18 protein-coding genes are annotated in these 18,423 nt (G+C 44.6%); 12 read left to right on the top strand and 6 right to left on the bottom strand.

Annotated features, from left to right (window positions below; genetic code table 11):
* Nucleotides 1-211 precede the first annotated feature (211 nt).
* The 8 genes from VER99_RS19380 to VER99_RS19345 all read left to right on the top strand — a co-directional run bounded on the left by VER99_RS19380 (nt 212) and on the right by VER99_RS19345 (nt 9,140).
* Nucleotides 212-1,069 carry a DMT family transporter gene (locus tag VER99_RS19380; RefSeq protein WP_020333454.1) on the top strand — a complete coding sequence of 286 codons (858 nt, stop codon included), beginning with the start codon at nt 212-214 and terminating at the stop codon, nt 1,067-1,069.
* Nucleotides 1,070-1,484: 415 nt separating this feature from the next.
* The gene (locus VER99_RS19375; RefSeq protein WP_020333456.1) at nt 1,485-3,665 is read left to right on the top strand and encodes an FUSC family protein; all 2,181 of its coding nucleotides are present in this window, start codon (nt 1,485-1,487) and stop codon (nt 3,663-3,665) included.
* 10 nt (nt 3,666-3,675) lie between these two features.
* The gene (locus VER99_RS19370) at nt 3,676-5,313 is read left to right on the top strand and encodes a TolC family protein (RefSeq protein WP_020333457.1); all 1,638 of its coding nucleotides are present in this window, start codon (nt 3,676-3,678) and stop codon (nt 5,311-5,313) included.
* Nucleotides 5,313-5,516, top strand: a complete 204-nt coding sequence (locus tag VER99_RS19365) for a DUF1656 domain-containing protein (RefSeq protein ID WP_014234965.1) — start codon at nt 5,313-5,315, stop codon at nt 5,514-5,516. The genes VER99_RS19370 and VER99_RS19365 overlap by 1 nt, the downstream gene beginning before the upstream one ends.
* Nucleotides 5,517-5,528: 12 nt before the next feature.
* The gene (locus tag VER99_RS19360; RefSeq protein ID WP_014234966.1) at nt 5,529-6,416 is read left to right on the top strand and encodes an HlyD family secretion protein; all 888 of its coding nucleotides are present in this window, start codon (nt 5,529-5,531) and stop codon (nt 6,414-6,416) included.
* Between the two features lie 21 nt (nt 6,417-6,437).
* Nucleotides 6,438-7,124, top strand: coding sequence for a potassium channel family protein (locus tag VER99_RS19355; RefSeq protein WP_014234967.1), 687 nt, complete (start codon nt 6,438-6,440; stop codon nt 7,122-7,124).
* Nucleotides 7,117-8,265 carry an AI-2E family transporter gene (locus tag VER99_RS19350; protein WP_020333458.1) on the top strand — a complete coding sequence of 383 codons (1,149 nt, stop codon included), beginning with the start codon at nt 7,117-7,119 and terminating at the stop codon, nt 8,263-8,265. The genes VER99_RS19355 and VER99_RS19350 overlap by 8 nt, the downstream gene beginning before the upstream one ends.
* Nucleotides 8,266-8,474: 209 nt before the next feature.
* Nucleotides 8,475-9,140: a DUF2057 domain-containing protein gene (locus VER99_RS19345; protein ID WP_014234969.1), complete on the top strand. Its 666-nt coding sequence runs from the start codon at nt 8,475-8,477 to the stop codon at nt 9,138-9,140.
* A gap of 92 nt (nt 9,141-9,232) precedes the next feature.
* On the opposite strand, the gene VER99_RS19340 is transcribed toward VER99_RS19345, so the two are convergent.
* Complete coding sequence (locus tag VER99_RS19340) at nt 9,233-9,997, bottom strand: ferredoxin--NADP reductase (RefSeq protein ID WP_014234970.1); 765 nt, start codon at nt 9,995-9,997, stop codon at nt 9,233-9,235.
* Nucleotides 9,998-10,203: 206 nt separating this feature from the next.
* Between VER99_RS19340 and VER99_RS19335 the strand changes: the two genes are divergently transcribed.
* Complete coding sequence (locus tag VER99_RS19335; protein WP_020333459.1) at nt 10,204-10,656, top strand: acyl-CoA thioesterase; 453 nt, start codon at nt 10,204-10,206, stop codon at nt 10,654-10,656.
* A 65-nt stretch (nt 10,657-10,721) separates the two neighbouring features.
* On the opposite strand, the gene VER99_RS19330 is transcribed toward VER99_RS19335, so the two are convergent.
* Both VER99_RS19330 and VER99_RS19325 read right to left on the bottom strand, forming a co-directional pair.
* Nucleotides 10,722-10,940 carry a VF530 family protein gene (locus VER99_RS19330; protein ID WP_014234972.1) on the bottom strand — a complete coding sequence of 73 codons (219 nt, stop codon included), beginning with the start codon at nt 10,938-10,940 and terminating at the stop codon, nt 10,722-10,724.
* Between the two features lie 154 nt (nt 10,941-11,094).
* Nucleotides 11,095-12,249 carry a D-alanyl-D-alanine carboxypeptidase family protein gene (locus tag VER99_RS19325; RefSeq protein WP_020333460.1) on the bottom strand — a complete coding sequence of 385 codons (1,155 nt, stop codon included), beginning with the start codon at nt 12,247-12,249 and terminating at the stop codon, nt 11,095-11,097.
* A 243-nt stretch (nt 12,250-12,492) separates the two neighbouring features.
* Here VER99_RS19325 and VER99_RS19320 point away from each other — a divergent pair, with 243 nt between their 5' ends.
* Nucleotides 12,493-13,788: an alpha/beta fold hydrolase gene (locus VER99_RS19320; protein WP_020333461.1), complete on the top strand. Its 1,296-nt coding sequence runs from the start codon at nt 12,493-12,495 to the stop codon at nt 13,786-13,788.
* 82 nt (nt 13,789-13,870) lie between these two features.
* Here the strand turns inward: VER99_RS19320 and VER99_RS19315 are convergent, their stop codons facing one another.
* Nucleotides 13,871-14,359, bottom strand: coding sequence for a GNAT family N-acetyltransferase (locus tag VER99_RS19315; protein WP_020333462.1), 489 nt, complete (start codon nt 14,357-14,359; stop codon nt 13,871-13,873).
* Nucleotides 14,360-14,721: 362 nt separating this feature from the next.
* Between VER99_RS19315 and trhO the strand changes: the two genes are divergently transcribed.
* Nucleotides 14,722-15,702, top strand: coding sequence for an oxygen-dependent tRNA uridine(34) hydroxylase TrhO (trhO, locus tag VER99_RS19310; protein ID WP_020333463.1), 981 nt, complete (start codon nt 14,722-14,724; stop codon nt 15,700-15,702).
* Between the two features lie 76 nt (nt 15,703-15,778).
* Here trhO and VER99_RS19305 read toward each other — a convergent pair whose 3' ends face one another.
* Nucleotides 15,779-16,651, bottom strand: coding sequence for a patatin-like phospholipase family protein (locus VER99_RS19305; RefSeq protein WP_014234977.1), 873 nt, complete (start codon nt 16,649-16,651; stop codon nt 15,779-15,781).
* A 162-nt stretch (nt 16,652-16,813) separates the two neighbouring features.
* Complete coding sequence (locus VER99_RS19300) at nt 16,814-17,455, bottom strand: MarC family protein (protein ID WP_014234978.1); 642 nt, start codon at nt 17,453-17,455, stop codon at nt 16,814-16,816.
* A 227-nt stretch (nt 17,456-17,682) separates the two neighbouring features.
* On the opposite strand from VER99_RS19300, the gene nfsA reads away from it, so the two are divergent.
* The gene (gene nfsA, locus VER99_RS19295; RefSeq protein WP_020333464.1) at nt 17,683-18,405 is read left to right on the top strand and encodes an oxygen-insensitive NADPH nitroreductase; all 723 of its coding nucleotides are present in this window, start codon (nt 17,683-17,685) and stop codon (nt 18,403-18,405) included.
* Nucleotides 18,406-18,423 lie beyond the last annotated feature (18 nt).

Here is an 18,423-nt window from a genome sequence, read left to right as displayed (position 1 = left end):
CGGACTATTCCTTTCTATTCAAATATTTAACAAAAGCCCTACAATTTGTAAAATTAAATTATTGAGTGATAATTTTATCATTAGTCGAATGGTCATCAGCTAGCTCCCCAGGCTGCAAAAGACAACTGGTATAACTAATCACTTAATCAACTAATTGAATAAATCACTTTGCCGCTACACTCATTCTATGCGCCCAATTTAAGGATTGAAGATGTTTACTTTTTTGCTGACCGTTGTTGTGATGCTCGCCTTTGCCGCCAACTCACTGTTATGTCGAGCAGCGTTGGTAGATGGACTGAGCGATGCGGGAAGCTTCACGATAATCCGGTTGATCTCCGGGGCGGCGACGCTGGTGTTTTTTCTCCTTATCACCGGAACTTGGCACTCTGAAAAACCAACAAGTCGCTTTAAAGTTCTCGCAGGTGTGACATTGTTTGGCTATGCGGTACTTATTTCTTACGCGTATTTGAATATGGATGCAGGAACAGGTGCACTACTCTTATTTGGGGCAGTACAGTTGACGCTTCTGACTTTGCATTGGTGGCAAGGCGAACGATTTAAAACTTTAGAAGTGATTGGTATCGCCGTCTCCATTCTGGGTTTCGCTTGGTTAATGCTTCCATCGGCGACTCGTCCGGATATTTGGTCGACACTTCTTATCGTGATATCTGGCGTTTGCTGGGCGCTCTTTACTGCACTTGGTAAGCATGCTCCTTCACCAAGTAGCGGAATCGCATGGGGTTTTATTGCAGCCTCGGTAATCAGTTTACTGGTCTCCCCTTTTCTTCTCTCTTCGGTCAATCTCACCATTGAAGGCATCTCACTCGCGATCACCTCCGGTGTGCTTGCATCAGGGATTGGTTATTTACTGTGGTATCACGTAATCCAGAAACTGACTCTACTGCAAGCTGCGGTAAGCCAGCTTTCGGTACCCGTAATTGCCCTAGTACTTGGGTCTATTCTGCTTGGTGAATCCCTTTCAATTCATTCCGTCCTCACTAGCACCATCATTTTAGGTGGCATCGCGCTGGTTTTTTTATCTCGCTCCCAAAATGCAAATAAAGAATAGTAAAACCTCTACAACTTAATAAAAAATAAAACTTTTCCTCTCAAAATCCCATTCATCATCTATGCTTTTTAAAGGTGTGGCATAGATGACACCAAACAAATGCCCCCTATTTAGTATCAGGCGATTTATAGATTTAAAGAAATCTTGGCTAGGAAAAACCAGTAAATCTGTTTCATAAATAAGACCACGTAAAAGTAGTGGTTTTGAGCGTTTACCCAATGCCCCTAGTAATGACAAGGGATACAGGTAAATTGATCGCTTTATATGCATTTAGTTTTGACACAAGATTTACAATCTGCTCCTTTTTGCTCGCTATATTCCGCCAACCAAAATATAGTTGGAACTGCAACCCTAAACCAACTTTTTATTAACAAATTCATCAACTTGAAACGATAAGCCTGAGCAAACTTTGACTATGAACGACAAAATTAAATTTGCTATAAAAGTATCGCTTAGCCTCACCCTGGCTTATCTGATCCCCTTTGCTATGGGGTGGCCGCAGGCGTCTACCGCAGCGACAACGGTGATGCTGATTGCCACAACAGGCAGTCGTCGAGAGTCTCTCGCAAAAGGCACATTGCGCGTTCTCGGTACCCTAGTCGGGGCAGTTGTCGGCTTGTTGCTGGTTGGACTATTCGCACAAGATCGCCTGCTGTATATGCTGAGCGTGTCGCTCGTCGTTTCATTCATCTTTTATTTTCGTAACGCTTACCAAAAAGACCCTACGCTGCTGATGCTTACCGGGGTGATGACGTTAATGATGTCCAATGGTGGTGATGCGGACGGCGCTTTTCTTTACGGTGTTGATCGCGCCTACATGACTGTTTTTGGCGTGGTGATCTATACATTGGTCGGTACTTTTCTATTTCCAGTCAAAACCGAACAAAATTTGCGTCAGCTTATTGAGCAGTTAAATCAAACTCAACAAGCGTTATTCGCTACGATTGTGCATAGTTTTGAGCAAAGTCATGAATCACACCCTGACTCTGTCGATGGTTCAGAATCACCAGAGGAATCAGAACACAGAGCCTCACAACTCAATATCGACAAGCTCACCGAAGAAATGTTTGCTGCGCAAAATAGTCTGGAGCAACGATTTGCAACTGTGAGTGTTGAGTGCAGTGACGTCTCCGCGTATTTAAAAGAGTGGCGCTTGGCGGTTCACCTGAGCAAACAAATTACTCAGCAATTATCGGTTGCCGTGCATAGCCATTTTAGCCTTGAAGAAGATCGTCAGTGCATCACTAACTTTGACGAAACGATCGCGGAAATAGAACAGTTATTCCATACCTGTCAGCAGGTTTGGGAAGACAATGAACACGTTTACCGCACTAAAGAATTTAAGGTTGAATACAATCAAGAGTTGCTAGATTCGGTACCACACCTGACTAAAGGCTCGGCAATCACTTTAGGGTTTCTGCTGGAATCCATGCATCAGAACCTCTCACGCCTGGCTGAAAGCATTAGCTGTATTGACTCGGTGACGAACAATGTCTCGTTCAACATTGAACTGCCAGAATCGAAAGGCAAGTTCTTGTGGTGGGATGCAGAAAACTTCAAAACAGCAGTCAAAACCTTCGTAACCTACTGGGTTGCAGGGCTCATCTGGATCTATTTTAACCCTCCGGGTGGCTACTCATTTGTGATTTTCTCGACCATGTTCATGTCTTTGTTGTCTTTTGTTCCTGTGCATCCAATTTTACTATTGGTGTTATTCACCTTTGGTTTCCTGTTTGCGGTGCCATCTTATCTATTCATTTTGCCGCAACTGGATCTCGGGCTGGAGCTAGGCCTGTTTATCTTTATCTACACATTTATTGGTTTTTACCTGTTCAACGGACCGATAACAATTTTCTACATGGTCGGCCTGTTTGTACTTGGGCTAGACAACAATATGTTCTACCACTTCGGGATCTTAATGACGATCATGACACTGTTTTACTTGGTCGTATTCATGATTATTTTTGCTCATTACTTTCCGTTCAGTTCAAGACCCGAGCACCTATTCTTAACCATAAAAGAACGCTATTTCCGGCATACACGAGCTTTGTTTGTCACCTATCAAAAACAGTCTGAATCCTTTTTCACGCCACTTAAGCGCGCTTTGCACATAGTCACATTGAACGTGTCTGCGAAAAAACTCAAAGTGTGGGGTTCCAAAATCAATCACAAACATTTTGACCAAACGACACCAGAGGCGATCGGTGCATTCAGCAAAGCTTGTGACGTGCTATGCAGCCACATAAACGTGCTCATGGTTGCAGAGAAAAAATTGTTGTCTAACCCTTTGATAAACAAGCTCCGTCAACAACATCGTGACTCCATCATTCCTTTGATGGCGGGTGCATTAGCCAGCCACCAGGTAACAGAAGAACTCGACTCCGTATTTAATCAATACAGTCAGGATTACCAATCCTTCGAAGATAAGCTGGAAGATTTTTTTAATGAATTGGATTTATCTGACTACGCTTATTCAGAGATAGCGGGTTTTTATATCTTGCTGAATTTAAAACGGAACGTGTTCGAAGCAATTAAACATTGCAAGCAAACCTACGAGGATATCGATTGGGTGAACTTACAACAGAAGCGGTTTTAAAGGTAGGGGTATGATGCTTCAAAAATTAACGAAACCAAGCCTCGCCATAATGACTCTGATTGGGCTCAGTGCGTGTACCACTGTGGGGCCAGACTATGTCCATCCCCAGCAATCTGCTTTACCAAGTGATTGGTCATTGCAAAACGCAGTACAGGATACCGAGCAATCTGAGCAAAAGGTACAGCAGTGGTGGCAACAATTTAATGACCCAACACTGAATCAACTGGTTGAGTTGGCGAGCCAGCAAAACCTTGATTTAGAAGCCGCTGGGTTGCGTATTGTCCAAGCCCGTGCCTTAGTTGGCGTTGCATCAGGCTTGCAGTATCCACAGGTACAAACCGTATCCGGTAATTTGGCACGTGCTTACGTCAACGATCAAGGGTTCAACAATGCTGCGCTCTCATTTGATGCAGCTTGGGAGATGGATATTTGGGGTAAATATGCTCGCGGGATTGAATCGGTAGAAGCGGGTTACTATGCAACGATCGCGTCTTACCACGATATTATGGTAACCATCACGTCAGAAGTGGTGCGCAATTACATCAACTATCGAACCTACCAAGAACGTATTCTGCTCTCTAAACGAAACATCGAGATCCAAGAGCGCGTGGTCAATATTACTCAAGTCCAATTCGACTCAGGTAACGTGACCGAGCTCGACGTTCAACAAGCACAAAACCAGTTGTACACCACAAGAGCCGCCCAGCCCAGCCTTGAAATTGCGATGAAGCAGTCACGTTCCGCGATTGCGCTTCTGTTAGGCGTGTTGCCAGAAGAAGTCGACACCATTCTGGCATCAAATGGTCTATCCAAGCGTATCGCCGAATACGAAGCACAATTTAAATCAACAGGCAGAAAAACGGCGTTATCTGGCAATGACGAAAACTCGATTGTCCCGCGTCCACCACTTTTAGAGACACAAATCGACGCCAACTTGGTCATGCGCCGACCAGACTTGCAAGTGTCTGAGATGCAAGCTCGCGCGCAAAGCGCCCAAATTGGTGTGGCAGAAGCGGCCTTGTATCCAAGTTTTTCTCTGTTTGGTTCGATTGGTATCGACAGTACCGTACCAGATGGCAGTAGCTTTAGTTTCAGTGACTCACTCACGATGGTCGCAGGCCCAGCGTTTAGTTGGAACATTTTCCAATATGGCCGTGTGAAAAATAACATTCGCTACGAAGATGCCAGCTTTCAGGAAACCTTAACCAACTACAACAAAAAAGTACTGCAGGCGGTCAATGAAGTCACCAACGCGTTAGAAGCTTACGACCTGTATTTAGAACAAAAATCGCTACGTTTGCAGTCGGTAAACTCTTCGATTCGTGCCTTCAACATTTCGATGACTCAATACGAAAACGGCCAAATCTCCTTTGAGCGTCTACTGAACTCAGTAGAGAAAATGACGCGAGCAGAAGATAACTACGCCTCTATCAAAGGCAATGTTGCCAACCAGGTCGTCGCTCTTTACAAGTCCCTTGGTGGGGGTTGGCAAGCACAAACCGGTAAGCCGTTTTTATCTGACGAGATTGCGAAACAGATGGTCGAACGCACCGACTGGGACGGGTATTTAGACCAAGAAAACCGAGTTCTACCGCCACTTCCTATTGAACGGGCTGGTGACAAACCGCCTAAAGGGGAGGAGCCATAATGCCTTATGAACTCTCTTGGGGTGATGTGTACTTTTCCCCGTTACTGCTGGTGCTGTTTCTTGCGGTCACCGCAACGTGGATAACCGTCATCCTGTTAAACAAGACTCGCTTATCTCGTTTTATCGCTTTTCCGTCGCTGACTTTCATCGCCATCATGGTCTGTTATGTGGTGGCGATAGACAGCTTTTATATTCAATTTTAGGTGCCAAACAAGATGAAAAAACTATTCGTAATTGCACTCAATCTTGTCATTCTTGGTGGCGCAGCTTGGCTCGGCTATCAAAAGTATGAAGAGTATTTCAATAATCCCTGGACGCGAGATGGTCAGGTACGTGCCAATGTCATCAAAGTTGCGCCTCGTGTATCCGGTCCGATTGTGAACGTTGCTATACAAGACAACCAAGAAGTCAAAACTGGCGATTTATTGTTTGAGATCGACCCAACCACCTACGAGGTTGCATTATCGCAAGCAGAAGTGGGACTGGAAAAGTCCATCGTCAGCTCTCGCGGTAAGAAAATCGAGTACGACCGTTTAACGGATATCCGAGCGAAAGATCGCGGCGCAGTATCCCACAAAGATCTTATTCGCCGTGAGATTGCGTATGAAGAATCGCTACTACAAATCAAGGCGGCAGAAGAGCAGTTAAAGTCTGCGAAATTGAATCTTAGCTATACCAAGGTTTATGCGACCGTCGACGGTTTTGTTTCTAACCTGGATATCCGCAACGGTACTCAAGCGGTTGCCAACCAGCCTCTGCTTGCGCTTATCGACAAACACAGCTTTTGGGTATTTGGTTTCTTCCGTGAGAACCAGTTACAGCAAATCGAGCCTGGCAGCAAAGCACAAGTGACGCTGATGTCTCATCCAGAGACACCTATTGACGCAACCGTCGATTCTATCGGCTGGGGTATCGCGCCACGAGACGGTACCGTCGGTTATAACCTGCTGCCAAATGTTAACCCTGTCTTCCAGTGGATTCGTCTGGCACAGCGCATTCCTGTGCGCATTGCCATTAAAGAACTGCCAGAAGATATCGAGCTTCGATTTGGCCTTTCCGCTTCCATCATGGTGATGAAAGACTCATCAGAAAACAATGAATAGTTACTAAGTGAGAGAACAACTATGGTCATTGGAAAAAAACTCAAAAACATTAATGAAGAAAATAACTTCTTCTATCTCACACTGTCACTCATCGTTTTGTTGATTGGCGGAGCATCTGCTCAGGTGGTGGATGAAGGGGCAATCGAGCATATTTTACAGGCGTTTACGATAATCACGTTCATCGTGTGTTTTGCTAGTCTACGATTCGATAAAACCTGGTCTCGGTTCCTTTACACCCTTTTCGCAGTATGGGTGTTGGTCATCGTGATAAAAACGATTTTTCATATCAAAGAAATGAACGTCGTGATGCTCGCGTTAACCTTTGCGTTTTTCTTTGGCACCTTTAAATCTATTGCAAGACAAATCCTGTTTACTGGTCACGTCAACAGTAACAAAGTCATTGGGTCTGTTGCCTTATTCCTGTTGCTGGGTTTGATGTGGGCCATCGCCTACCTCATTTTACTGGAGTTTTCACCACAGGCTTTCACCGGTATGGAGGCGATATCCTGGGGGCAAAACTTCTCCAATGCGGCATATTTCAGTTTCGTCACCCTGACCACTCTTGGTTATGGCGATATCAGTCCTCTGACTCCGTTGGCTCAAGTCATCGTTTATTTAGAGGCCATTACAGGTGTGTTTTATATGGCTATTGTGGTTTCTAGCCTCGTCAGTTCCAACATTGATCATCAGGTAAATAAAAATGGATAAATCATCGGAAAGAAATGAAAGTAAGATTTTCATCAGTAATATGGTGGAATCGTCAATACGAATTGGCTTGATCTTCGTATTGTTTATGTTTACTTACGACATCATCAGGCCTTTCATCCTTCCCGTTATTTGGGGGGCGATCATTGCAGTGGCACTTTTACCCGTCACTAAAAGGCTTCAGCGAGCTTATGGTGGCAGGCGTGGTTTGGCAGCAACCACCATCGCTTTGCTTGGTATCGCGCTGTTAGTGACACCGCTTGTGATGGTTTCTGGTTCCATTTACGACGGTGCAACCCACGCACTGCAAGTACTCCAAAGCGGTGATGTCAAAATACCTGGGCCGAAGCCATCGGTTGCAGACTGGCCACTTGTCGGTGGTAAGCTCTACGACACCTGGACACTTTTCTCGACGAATTTAGAACAAGCAATTCAAACCTTTATGCCTCAGATAAAGTCAGCATTGACTTCCCTGCTTGGCATGATGGGTGGCGCTCTGGGTAGTGTATTGCTTTCTATTCTGTCTTTGGCGATTGCCGCTGGTTTTATGACTTACTCAGAATCATTGGCATCTGGCCTAACCACCATTGCCATTCGTACCGCAGGTGACAATGCAAAAAGCTGGGCGACGCTCATTGCAGCAACCATTAAAAGCGTTTTACTTGGCGTTGTCGGTGTCGCTGCGATTCAAGCGTTGCTGATTGGTGCGGGTTTCTTCGTATTTGGCGTGCCTGCCGCTGGCTTGCTTACTCTAATACTGATGATTTTGTGTATCGCTCAGTTACCGGCTCTTCTTGCAGTGCTACCTGTGATTGGCTACATGTACATGACTCAAGACAGCACGACTGCAACCTTGTTTACCGTATGGGCGGTCGTTGGTGCGCTTTCTGAAAACTTGCTCAAACCAATGCTGATGGGTCGAGGCGTGGACACTCCGATGCCAATTATTTTGATTGGTGCCATCGGCGGTATGCTTGTCTACGGTATCGTAGGCCTCTTCCTTGGCGCGGTTATTCTTTCAATTTGGTATGAGCTATTCGTTTGGTGGCTAAGCATTGAGAAAGCCCAACAGCAAGAGGAATTGGGCGACTTGCTGGAGGAAGCAAAAGACCAAAGTGAATCTGAAAACGGTGCAGGTATTTAAGCTCACCAAGCCTTAATCCGATACTCACAATCTTTCAAACCGTTGCATTGCAGCGGTTTGTTTTTATTGGTGTCACATTTTCATCTCAATAACGATGAAAAATGAAACTAATGTTAAATTTTCAAACTAATGACACTTGATTGTTGCAATCAAACGCATAACGATGCACTCTCGATGCTCACTAATAAATAGTGCTTAGGATAAAAACAATGAAATTGATCAAGCCTTTAACTTGCGCGCTCGCTCTGGCAATGAGTAGCATGGCATTCGCTGACGTAACGGTTAGTGTTCCTGACGACGTTTCGGTACTCGCAGCAAACGGTGAAAAAGTGAAGCTGGATGGCGGCTTCTTTGCCTCAGAAAGAACACTAACGTTACCTGATGGCGTTAACCAGGTCGTATTCCGATTTACTCCGTTTTTCAACAAAGGCAATGACCGTGTCAGTGTTGAAAGCGACGTGATTGTCACCAGCTTTACGTCTTCAGATTCTAAACTGGCGCTTCAGCTTCCAGAGTACCGTAACTTGAACGATGCAGAAGACAATATCAAAGACTTAGACTGGAAACTGGTTGATGCATCTGGCAACGCGATTGCCGTTAAGCAAGACAAGCTTATCAAAGAAGGTATGCAGATTGGCCGTGACTATGTTCGCGAAGTAGAAGATTACAATCGAACTGGCGGCGTGGCAGCAATTGCTGTTGCAGGAGCGATGGTTCAGCCAATGACGTTACCCGCTGAAATCCCTGAAGATATGAAGCAAGCACGTGCGGCAGTAAAAGCAGATTCAACCGCAGAAGAAATGCTGCACTTCTGGTACCAAAAAGCGGATGCTGAAACCAAAGCTCGCTTTAAAGCGTACATCAACCAACAATAAGTTTGGTCTTTCTGAGTTTAAAAGCCACATTTAATGTGGCTTTTTTCGTACTGTAATAACCTCAACAACTGCTGAGCTTTAATGGTTCCGATTTACCAGTAACGCTCGTAAATGATGTTACCACCAGTATTGACTCGAAACTTCTCTAAACCGCGTTCTTGCAATACTGGCAACGTGTCTTTAATCATTGCTGGATTGCCACACAACATCACAAAGCTACTGCAAGGTGAGAACTGCACATCCGCTCGATTAGACAGCTCTCCTGAGGCAATAAAGTCGGGAATGCGGCCTTGTAACTTACCTTCCACTGCTTCTCGGCTAACAATAGGCACGTACTTTAATCGGCCTTCATAGCGCTGCTCTAAGTGCTCAATTAAGTATTTATATACCAGGTCTTTTTCATAGCGAACACCATGAACCAAAACAATCTTTTCGTTATGAGGAAGCAGATTAATGTCATCTAACAATGACAAAAATGGCCCGATACCCGTACCAGTTGAAAGCAACCAAAGGTCATGTGCTTGTTTGGGAATCGAATCATGGATCAAATCTCCGTGTGCCGTTTCACCAACATAGATACTGTCACCAGTCTTTAACTTTTGCAGTTTTGGCGACAATTGTCCCTGAGGGTCCGCAACAATCAAAAACTCCAGCCAGTCAAACTGTTCGCTCGGAGCATTCACCACGGAATAGGCGCGGCTGATTGGATTGCCATTTTCGTCTAACAACGCGAGTTTGGTAAATTGACCAGCTTTAAAGGAAAGTGGAGCGCCAGATACTCTTAAGCTGAACAGCTCGCCTGTCCAGTCTATTCGCTTCTCAACTCTGGCGAGATTGAAATTTTTCAGTTCTGCCATGAGACATCTCCCTTTTAGCCACTCTCAAATAAACTTACGCTTACAACGTTACTATGTAAAGATTAAACTTTACATAAACAACCAGTTTATTTCACACTTCAGGAACAATTTTATTACATTCTAAATAATTACATCTAGAATAAATACTCAGATTAATAAGTGGCTTCACAATTTGTGGCAACGTTGATGAAAAAGGAACAGAGAAAATGGACACACTACTAAAAGACTTCCCCGTCGTTACTGAGATCAGAGTAGCTTGGGGAGAAATGGATGCCTTGCAACACGTCAACAACGTCGTCTACTTTCGTTACTTCGAAACCGCACGTCTGGACTATTTTGAAGCGATTAATTTGCTCGTCGACCTGCAAACCTCGCAAATTAGCCCTGTTCTGAGTGAGACTCAGTGTCGTTATAAATTGCCGGTGACTTACCCGGACACGCTTCTTATTGGCGCTCGAGTGATCGACATGCAAGGCGATCGCATGACAATGGAATATCAGGTATTTAGCAAAAAGTGGGGAAAAGTGGTCACCGTCGCGACGGCAACAGGTGTGATGTTTGATTTTAAAAATAACACTAAGACTGAGATTCCAGACAACGTCCGCAAGTCGATTCTGGAACTGGAAGCGACTGTGGGCAGCACTCACCACCTAGAATAATTGTCGAGTTTAAATTCCCGGCGGCACACAGTCGTGCTTTCGGGAATAATTGCTTTTTCAACAACTTAACAGAAAGTTTCGATGTACAGCGCTTCAACTTTATCTCGTGCCCATTGCGTCTTACGAAGAAACTTTAACGACGATTTAATAGACGGGTCTTTTTTAAAACAGTTAACACGAACACGTTCATACATACCATTCCACCCAAAGTGCTCAACCAAACGGGTGACGATTTTTTCTAAACTCAACCCGTGCAGAGGGTTATTCGGTTGTTCGTTGCTCATGATTTCAATCCAACAATTTATAGGGCGATTTGGCGGGCTAATCTAACTGAAACAAACCTGATTCCCAACTGTTATTTACATCAGAATAAAAACAGCCCGAAGGTAAACGGGCTGTTATTCGATTCATCGTTTAGTCAGTTAACCTGAGTCGGGGTTAAAAAAACGATTTCACCCATAAAACGATGCTGTCCCAGATTTGGCCAATCCATGACGCGGGTTCAACCGCTTGATTGCTGACCAGAGGATAGCTGGCGACGGTTTCATCGTCATTTTTCCACACGACTTTACCAACCACTTCCCCTTGCTCAATCGGTGCCATTAAAGGTTCTTTCATTTCGACACTCTTATCTAAGCCAGCTGTCATACTGCGAGGTAGGGTCAAATAGGCATCTTGCGGGAAGCTCGCTTCTATTTCACTCACCTTGCCTTTCCAGACCTTAACCTTTGATTCCACCTGTCCCTGTGTAGCCACCTTCTTAGTGTCATAAAAACGGAAACCATAGCTGAGCAAGTTTTTAGACTGACTGATGCGTGCTTGCGCGCTAGGTGTTCCCATCACGACAGATATCAGACGCATTTTACCTTCAGTCGCTGAACTGACGAGACTATATCCCGCATTGCTGGTGTAACCTGTTTTGCCACCGTCCACTTTAATAGACTTATCCCACAACAACTTATTACGGTTGTATTGGGTAATATCGTTCCACTTAAACACCTTTTCGTTGTACAGCGCATACACATCAGGTACGTCATTGATGATCGATTTCATCAACGTCGCCATATCCAAAGGAGAAGTTTGGATGCCTTCACTATCCAGCCCATGAGAGTTCACAAAGTAAGTGTCTTGAAGCCCGAGCTTTTCGGCCCAGCCATTCATCAACGCCACAAATCCATGTTCACTGCCTGCCACATGTTCCGCCAGAGCGACACATGCATCATTTCCCGATTGGATAATGACACCGCGCATCAAGTTCGCAACGCTGATTTCATCTTTCGGTTTGATGAACATTTTGGAGGAACCGGGGAATTTTTCTGACCACGCATTTTCGCTGACAGTCACTAAATCATCCCAATTTAATCGACCTGCTTTGATTTCCTGACCCACGACATAAGCCGTCATGAGTTTGGTTAAACTGGCAGGGGCTAATCCGGCTCTCCCGTTCTGTTCTGCGATAATGGCTCCCGACTGAAAGTCCATTAACACGTACCCTTTCGCCTGTAACTCAGGTGGGCTTGGCGTGACCACCGCAAAAGCGGGCACGCTAACTAAACAAGTCACGATAATCCATTGAGCCAGTGACACTTTCATTCAACATCCTCCACAATTCACACTCACTTTGTCGTCGCTCTAATGAGCATAGCTCATTCAACCAGTTGCACCAGTCGCTAATCGTTTCATTTTCTTGAACTTACGTTGATTTTACAAAAGAGATTAAACGGCTTAGATGTGACTTGCTCTACTTCGGATTCTTGGTTAAACCCTGATTTCGAAGTAAAGTAGCGAGCGTAAGGTCTACTAGATGCCGAACCCAACAAGGATATAAATAAAACAATGAATGCTCTATCATTTATCGACGCAGGATTGCACTACACTCCCCACACATTTAATGTCCCTTTGAATTATCAGGAAGAGAGCAAAGGCACTATTGAAGTCTTTGCCCGTTCGGTATGTTTAGTGGGAGACGAAGACTCAACCAAACCATGGCTTGTGTACTTTCAAGGTGGTCCTGGCTTCCCTTCTCCACGTCAAAATGGCCATAACGGCTGGATAAAACGAGCACTTCAAGAGTACCGAGTATTACTGCTCGACCAGCGCGGCACCGGAAACAGTTCGGTGATCAACCACCAAACGCTGACGCACATGACGCCACTTCAGCAGGCAGAATACCTGAGCCATTTCCGAGCAGACAATATTGTTCGCGATGCTGAATTTATACGTCAGCAATTTGGTGTAGAAAAGTGGGCGATTTTAGGCCAAAGCTTCGGTGGTTTTTGCTCTCTGACGTATTTGTCGTTGTTCCCTGAAAGCCTGACCCGAAGCTACATTACTGGTGGCGTGCCGTCTGTTTCACGTCATCCCGACGATGTGTATAAAGCAACGTTTAAACGTACAATGGATAAGAATCAGGCGTTCTTCCAGCAATTTCCTAAAGCGCAGCAACTTTGCCAGACCATTGCTGATCACCTGTTAGAAAATGAAGAGTTTCTGCCAAACGGGCAACGCTTTACCGTTGAGCAATTCCAACAGATTGGGATTAATTTTGGGGTCAGCGATACCTTCTTGCCAACGTATTACTGGCTGGAAAGCGCACTCATAGAAGTAAACGGAAAAACGCAGCTTCGTTACGAGTTTTTAAGTGACATGCTGGCTCAGCAAAACTTCCAAACCAACCCTATTTACGCCATTTTGCACGAGTCTATATACTGCCAGGGCTTTGCTTCAAATTGGAGTGCACACCGAGTACGTCAGTCAAACCCGGCGTTTAACTATGAAAAAGGCCAACCTTTCTACTTTACCGGGGAAATGGTTTTCCCATGGATGTTTGACCAATACACCAACCTAAAGCCACTGAAAGAAGCAGCTGAAATGCTGGCAAGCAAAGAGGACTGGTCACCCCTTTATGACCAAAACCAACTGGCGTTGAACAAAGTTCCGGTAAGCTGCGCGGTTTACGCCGACGATATGTTTGTGGAAATGGACATCAGCCGAGAAACATTAGCGTCTATGCCGAATTCAAAAGCGTGGATCACCAACGAATATGAACACAATGGTCTGCGTGCTGACGGCGAACGCATTCTGGATACCTTAATTGCGATGGGTAACCAGACTGCGGCGACTTTGGTTTAATAAGACACCACTTCTGCATACCAACGCCTTTTCACCATGAAAAGGCGTTTTGCTATCCAATACCGAGTATCACGCCAGTCGATTAATCTTTGATCCTTTTTATCATGGACTTAGTGATCACTCGATAGCCCATCTTATGATAAAAATCTTCGCCTTCGTGGTTAAAAGAACCAACGGACAATCCGATTTCCTCTACGCCCAAGCTGCAAAGCGCACTTTCAATTCTATCCATTAACGATAAGCCTATTCCCAAGTTTCGATGGCTTTCCGCAACAACAAGCTCGTTTATAAAGCCAACGTATTTCTCTGGTGAAATGATGGAGTTAACTTCACGAGTGGTTCCCGAAATAAACCCCACAATGTTTCGATTTGAACAAGCTATAAATGCAGTGATACTGCCATCGAAGTATTTTTCAAAGATATTACGGCTATCCCTAATCTCAGCCATTTCTTGTGGTGAACGATAAAAGTCGGGCTCAGCTTGATAGTGAGAAGTATCGAGCTCAACTAAAAGAAGTTTGAGAAGCGGGATATCCTCTTCTCTGAGTCGCCTGATATGAAACTGCTGCATGTCTTACTAACCATTCCGTTGAATTAATTTTTGTTTTTATCTTGCTGTACTGAGCTGAGTGCATTTACGAGTAACGAGCACTCAACCAATTAAACGTACAAATTTCACACAAACCTGTCGAGGTTAACCTCGTCAATTCACTTAGATTTTTGTTGATAGTTTGAAGACCTACAAGGTTTGCGGGGAAGTAGCTATCCATTCTGCATCCTCATTTTGTCACTAACCAATCGACATTCATGTTTCATGTCCGACGGGTTTACCTGTATACCTGACCGTTTTAGTCGGGTATACTCCGGGCCGTTATAATTTAATGGTCGTCGACCACTTGTTTTATTAAAGCCTGTTTTTTTAAAGGAAATCTCATGAGTCAGTATGTTGTCTGTGCGCTGTACAAGTTTGTGGAACTAGGTAACTATCAAGAGCTACGCGAACCATTGCTTGCACTGATGGAAAAGCACCAGATTCGTGGCACCCTTCTGCTGGCAAGTGAAGGTATCAACGGTACCGTTGCTGCGGACCGCGCGGGTATTGATACCCTGCTTGAATGGCTAAATACAGAGCCACGTCTTGCGGGCACTGTTTATAAAGAGTCGCTTGCTGAAACACAGCCTTTTAACCGCACTAAAGTAAAACTCAAGAAAGAGATCGTAACTTTAGGTGTAGAAGGTATCGATCCTCGTCATGTGGTTGGCACTTATGTGAAACCAAAAGACTGGAACGATCTTATTGCGGATCCAGAAGTGTTTGTTGTTGATACGCGTAATGATTACGAAATCGAAATCGGTACTTTTAAAGGTGCGGTAAACCCGAACACTGAAACTTTCCGTGAATTTCCAGACTACGTGAAAGAAAATATGGATCCGGCCAAGCATAAGAAAGTGGCAATGTTCTGTACTGGTGGTATCCGTTGTGAGAAATCAACAGCGTACATGAAAGAGCAAGGCTTTGACGAAGTTTATCACCTTGAAGGCGGCATCCTAAAATATCTGGAAGAAGTGCCACAAGAAGAGAGCATGTGGGAAGGTGATTGCTACGTATTCGATGGTCGTGTTGCTGTAAACCACCAGCTAGAGAAAGCGGACTACGACTTATGTAATGCTTGTCGCCTGCCAATCACAGAAGAAGACAAACAGTCAGACCTTTACGAGCAAGGCGTAAGCTGCCCTAAATGTCACGGTACGCATTCAGAAGAGCAGATTGCTCGATTCCGCGAACGTGAAAAGCAGATTTCTTTAGCGGATCAACGTGGTGAACAGCACGTTGGCGGTGAAAGCGCGAAGCAACGTGAAGAGCGACGTGCGGCTAAGATTGCTCAAAAAGAAGCACAGCGTAAACAAGCCTAACGCTTATTGGCGAACCATATACCATGGTTCGCCGATTTACATATTAACGAGTGACGAAAGGTTAAGCGTCGCTGCGCTAAATACAGAAGTGACAATTCTCTCGATCTAGACCATGAGCACCAGCAAGATTTTTCAGGTGTGCTCTGCCCTCTGCAAGCCCCATCTCATAACCTTCAAGCAACACAGACTGACGCATTGATAAACGCTGTACATGAAAATTATCAGGCGGAGCAATAACGCGGATACGCGCGTCTTCCGGCGGGTTACGAATAAACGCCAACGATTCGTTATAGTTCTCTGTTCGGTGCAACATTGCTTCGACCATTTTAGGATGCTCGGCAAACAGCTTCTTAGTGAGCCAGGTTGTTTTGGCTGGCTTCTTCGAGTAATTCAACGGGTGGGATAACACCACAGTAATGTCTCTCGCGCCTCTTCGGTAGGCTTCGCGAACCGGAATTGAATCCGCCACGCCTCCATCGGTGTAACAGCCACCAGAAAAGCAAGGGGTATGTTTGTATGCGATAGGCAAAGCAGTCGTCGCTTCTAGCGCGTGATGGAAGTTATCGCGATTGACTCGATAATAGTCTGCCTTACCTGTATCAACATTGGTTGTGGTCGCAAAAAATGGAATACCATCAAACAACTTCTTTTCATCGACTGGATATAAACGGTTAGATTCTTCAAATAACCATTTAACGTCAATAAGGTCACCGCCCTTTATAAAGCGGGTTGGATCGAAGAAACGTTTACAGGTTGCAAGCTTGGTGATGATATTAATGCTGCGATGTGGGTAATCAGTTAAGTAACCAATCAAATTCGATGCACCTGCTGACACACCAATTGCAAAATCAAACGGCTTATAATTTTGCTCCATGAACGCATCTAGCACGCCACTAGCGAAGACGCCTCGCATCGCACCACCTTCAACCACAATTGCTTTTTTTACCATGTTTCCTCCCCAATACTGTGTTTAAAAATAGTATTGAAAGTAAGGCAATAGAAACAATTGGTTATTCTTATTATTTAGATAGGTGATTCCTATACTCAAGTAAGATTTCGCTACAGAGTACAACCTGTGACCATGCCTACACCTTACATAAGCCTAGTAGGATTAAGAGAAAACGTTCTTATACGCTTCAGCAGCCCCATCAATGAGCATTTGAGTGCCGATGACCGCCAATATCAGCCCCATCATTTTGGTCACAACATTGAGCGCACTAGGACCAACGGCTTTCACTAATCTATCGCCAAATAAAAACAAGATGTACGTGATAATACAGAGCACAGCAAAAGAAACGATGGTAATGATTGTTTGATCAAACCCACCAGCGGTCGCAAAGTTCATCGCCGTTGCGATAGTGCCAGGGCCAGCCAATATTGGCATCGCGAGAGGGGAAACCGCGATACTTAACGCCGCTTGTTGCTGGGCAGGTGAGTAAGCCTTTTCCTTGGTCTTTTGGTGAGTAGTATCACCTTGTAGCATGTTGTAACCAATCAAAAAGACCAGAATGCCGCCAGTAATACGCAGCGCATAAAGCGTAATCCCAAATAAATCGAAAATCAGTTTTCCGGCAATTGAAAACACCGCAACGATGATAAAAGCAATAAACACCGAACGCAGTGCTATGGAGCGAACCGTCTCTTTATCTTCATCCGCAGTTAAGCTCAAGAATATGGGAATATTCGCGATAGGGTTCATGATGGCGAAGAAACCCATAAATACCGTTACTGTGTGAACGATCAGTTCTTTCATCTTTTTACCGCATGTAATTCATTGATTTTAAGACAGTATATACTCATATCTTAGAGCGTGCCTGATTACTGGCTTTCTCTAGTAAAACTTATGGTTTAAGGCACACTTTTTTCGTTTGAGCTTTTCTTTTTAGCTTTTTTCTTTGGAGAAAGTTTACCCAGCCACCAAATGCCGATAAGGTGAGTTCCACGAAATATGAAAACAATAACAAAGGATGTTAAAGCATCATGAACAGTACGATTGAAACTATAATGAGCCACCGCTCGATTAGAAAATTCAGCCCGCAACCAATAGATAAAACTCAACTGGACACGATTATTCAAGCTGGCCTAGCCGCGTCTTCTTCCAGTATGCTGCAAGTCGTTTCCATCATCCGAGTCACTGATCCAGAAAAACGCGCTCAATTAGCGCAATACGCAGGTAACCAAGCTTACGTTGCGAGTGCGGCAGAGTTTTTAGTGTTCTGCATTGATTATCAGCGTCACTCGGCTATCAATCCTCAAGTACAAGCAGATTTTACCGAGTTAACACTCATTGGTGCCGTTGATTCCGGCATCATGGCGCAAAACTGTCTGTTGGCAGCAGAATCGATGGGATTGGGTGGCGTATACATTGGTGGCTTGAGAAATAATGCCCAAGGTGTTGATGAGTTGCTCGGCTTACCTGCCAATACTGCCATTTTGTTTGGTATGTGTCTTGGCCATCCAGAGCAAGACCCAGAAGTTAAACCTCGCTTACCAGCAAAAGTGATCGTACACGAAAATCAGTACCAAGCTTTAAATATTGAAGACATAAAAGCTTACGACCAAACCATGCACGATTACTACGCCACACGTTCAAGTAATCAAAAGCAAAGCACCTGGTCTGAGGAAGTGACAACAAAATTAGCCGGAGAGTCTCGCCCGCATATTCTACCTTATTTAAATGGCAAAGGATTAGCAAAGCGCTAGATAGTATTGAACGATAGC

It is taken from the genome of Vibrio natriegens NBRC 15636 = ATCC 14048 = DSM 759 (assembly GCF_035621455.1).
Lineage (GTDB): Bacteria > Pseudomonadota > Gammaproteobacteria > Enterobacterales > Vibrionaceae > Vibrio > Vibrio natriegens.
The sequence above is the reverse complement of the archived record's forward strand: the minus strand, read 5'-3'. Positions and strand labels throughout refer to the sequence as shown.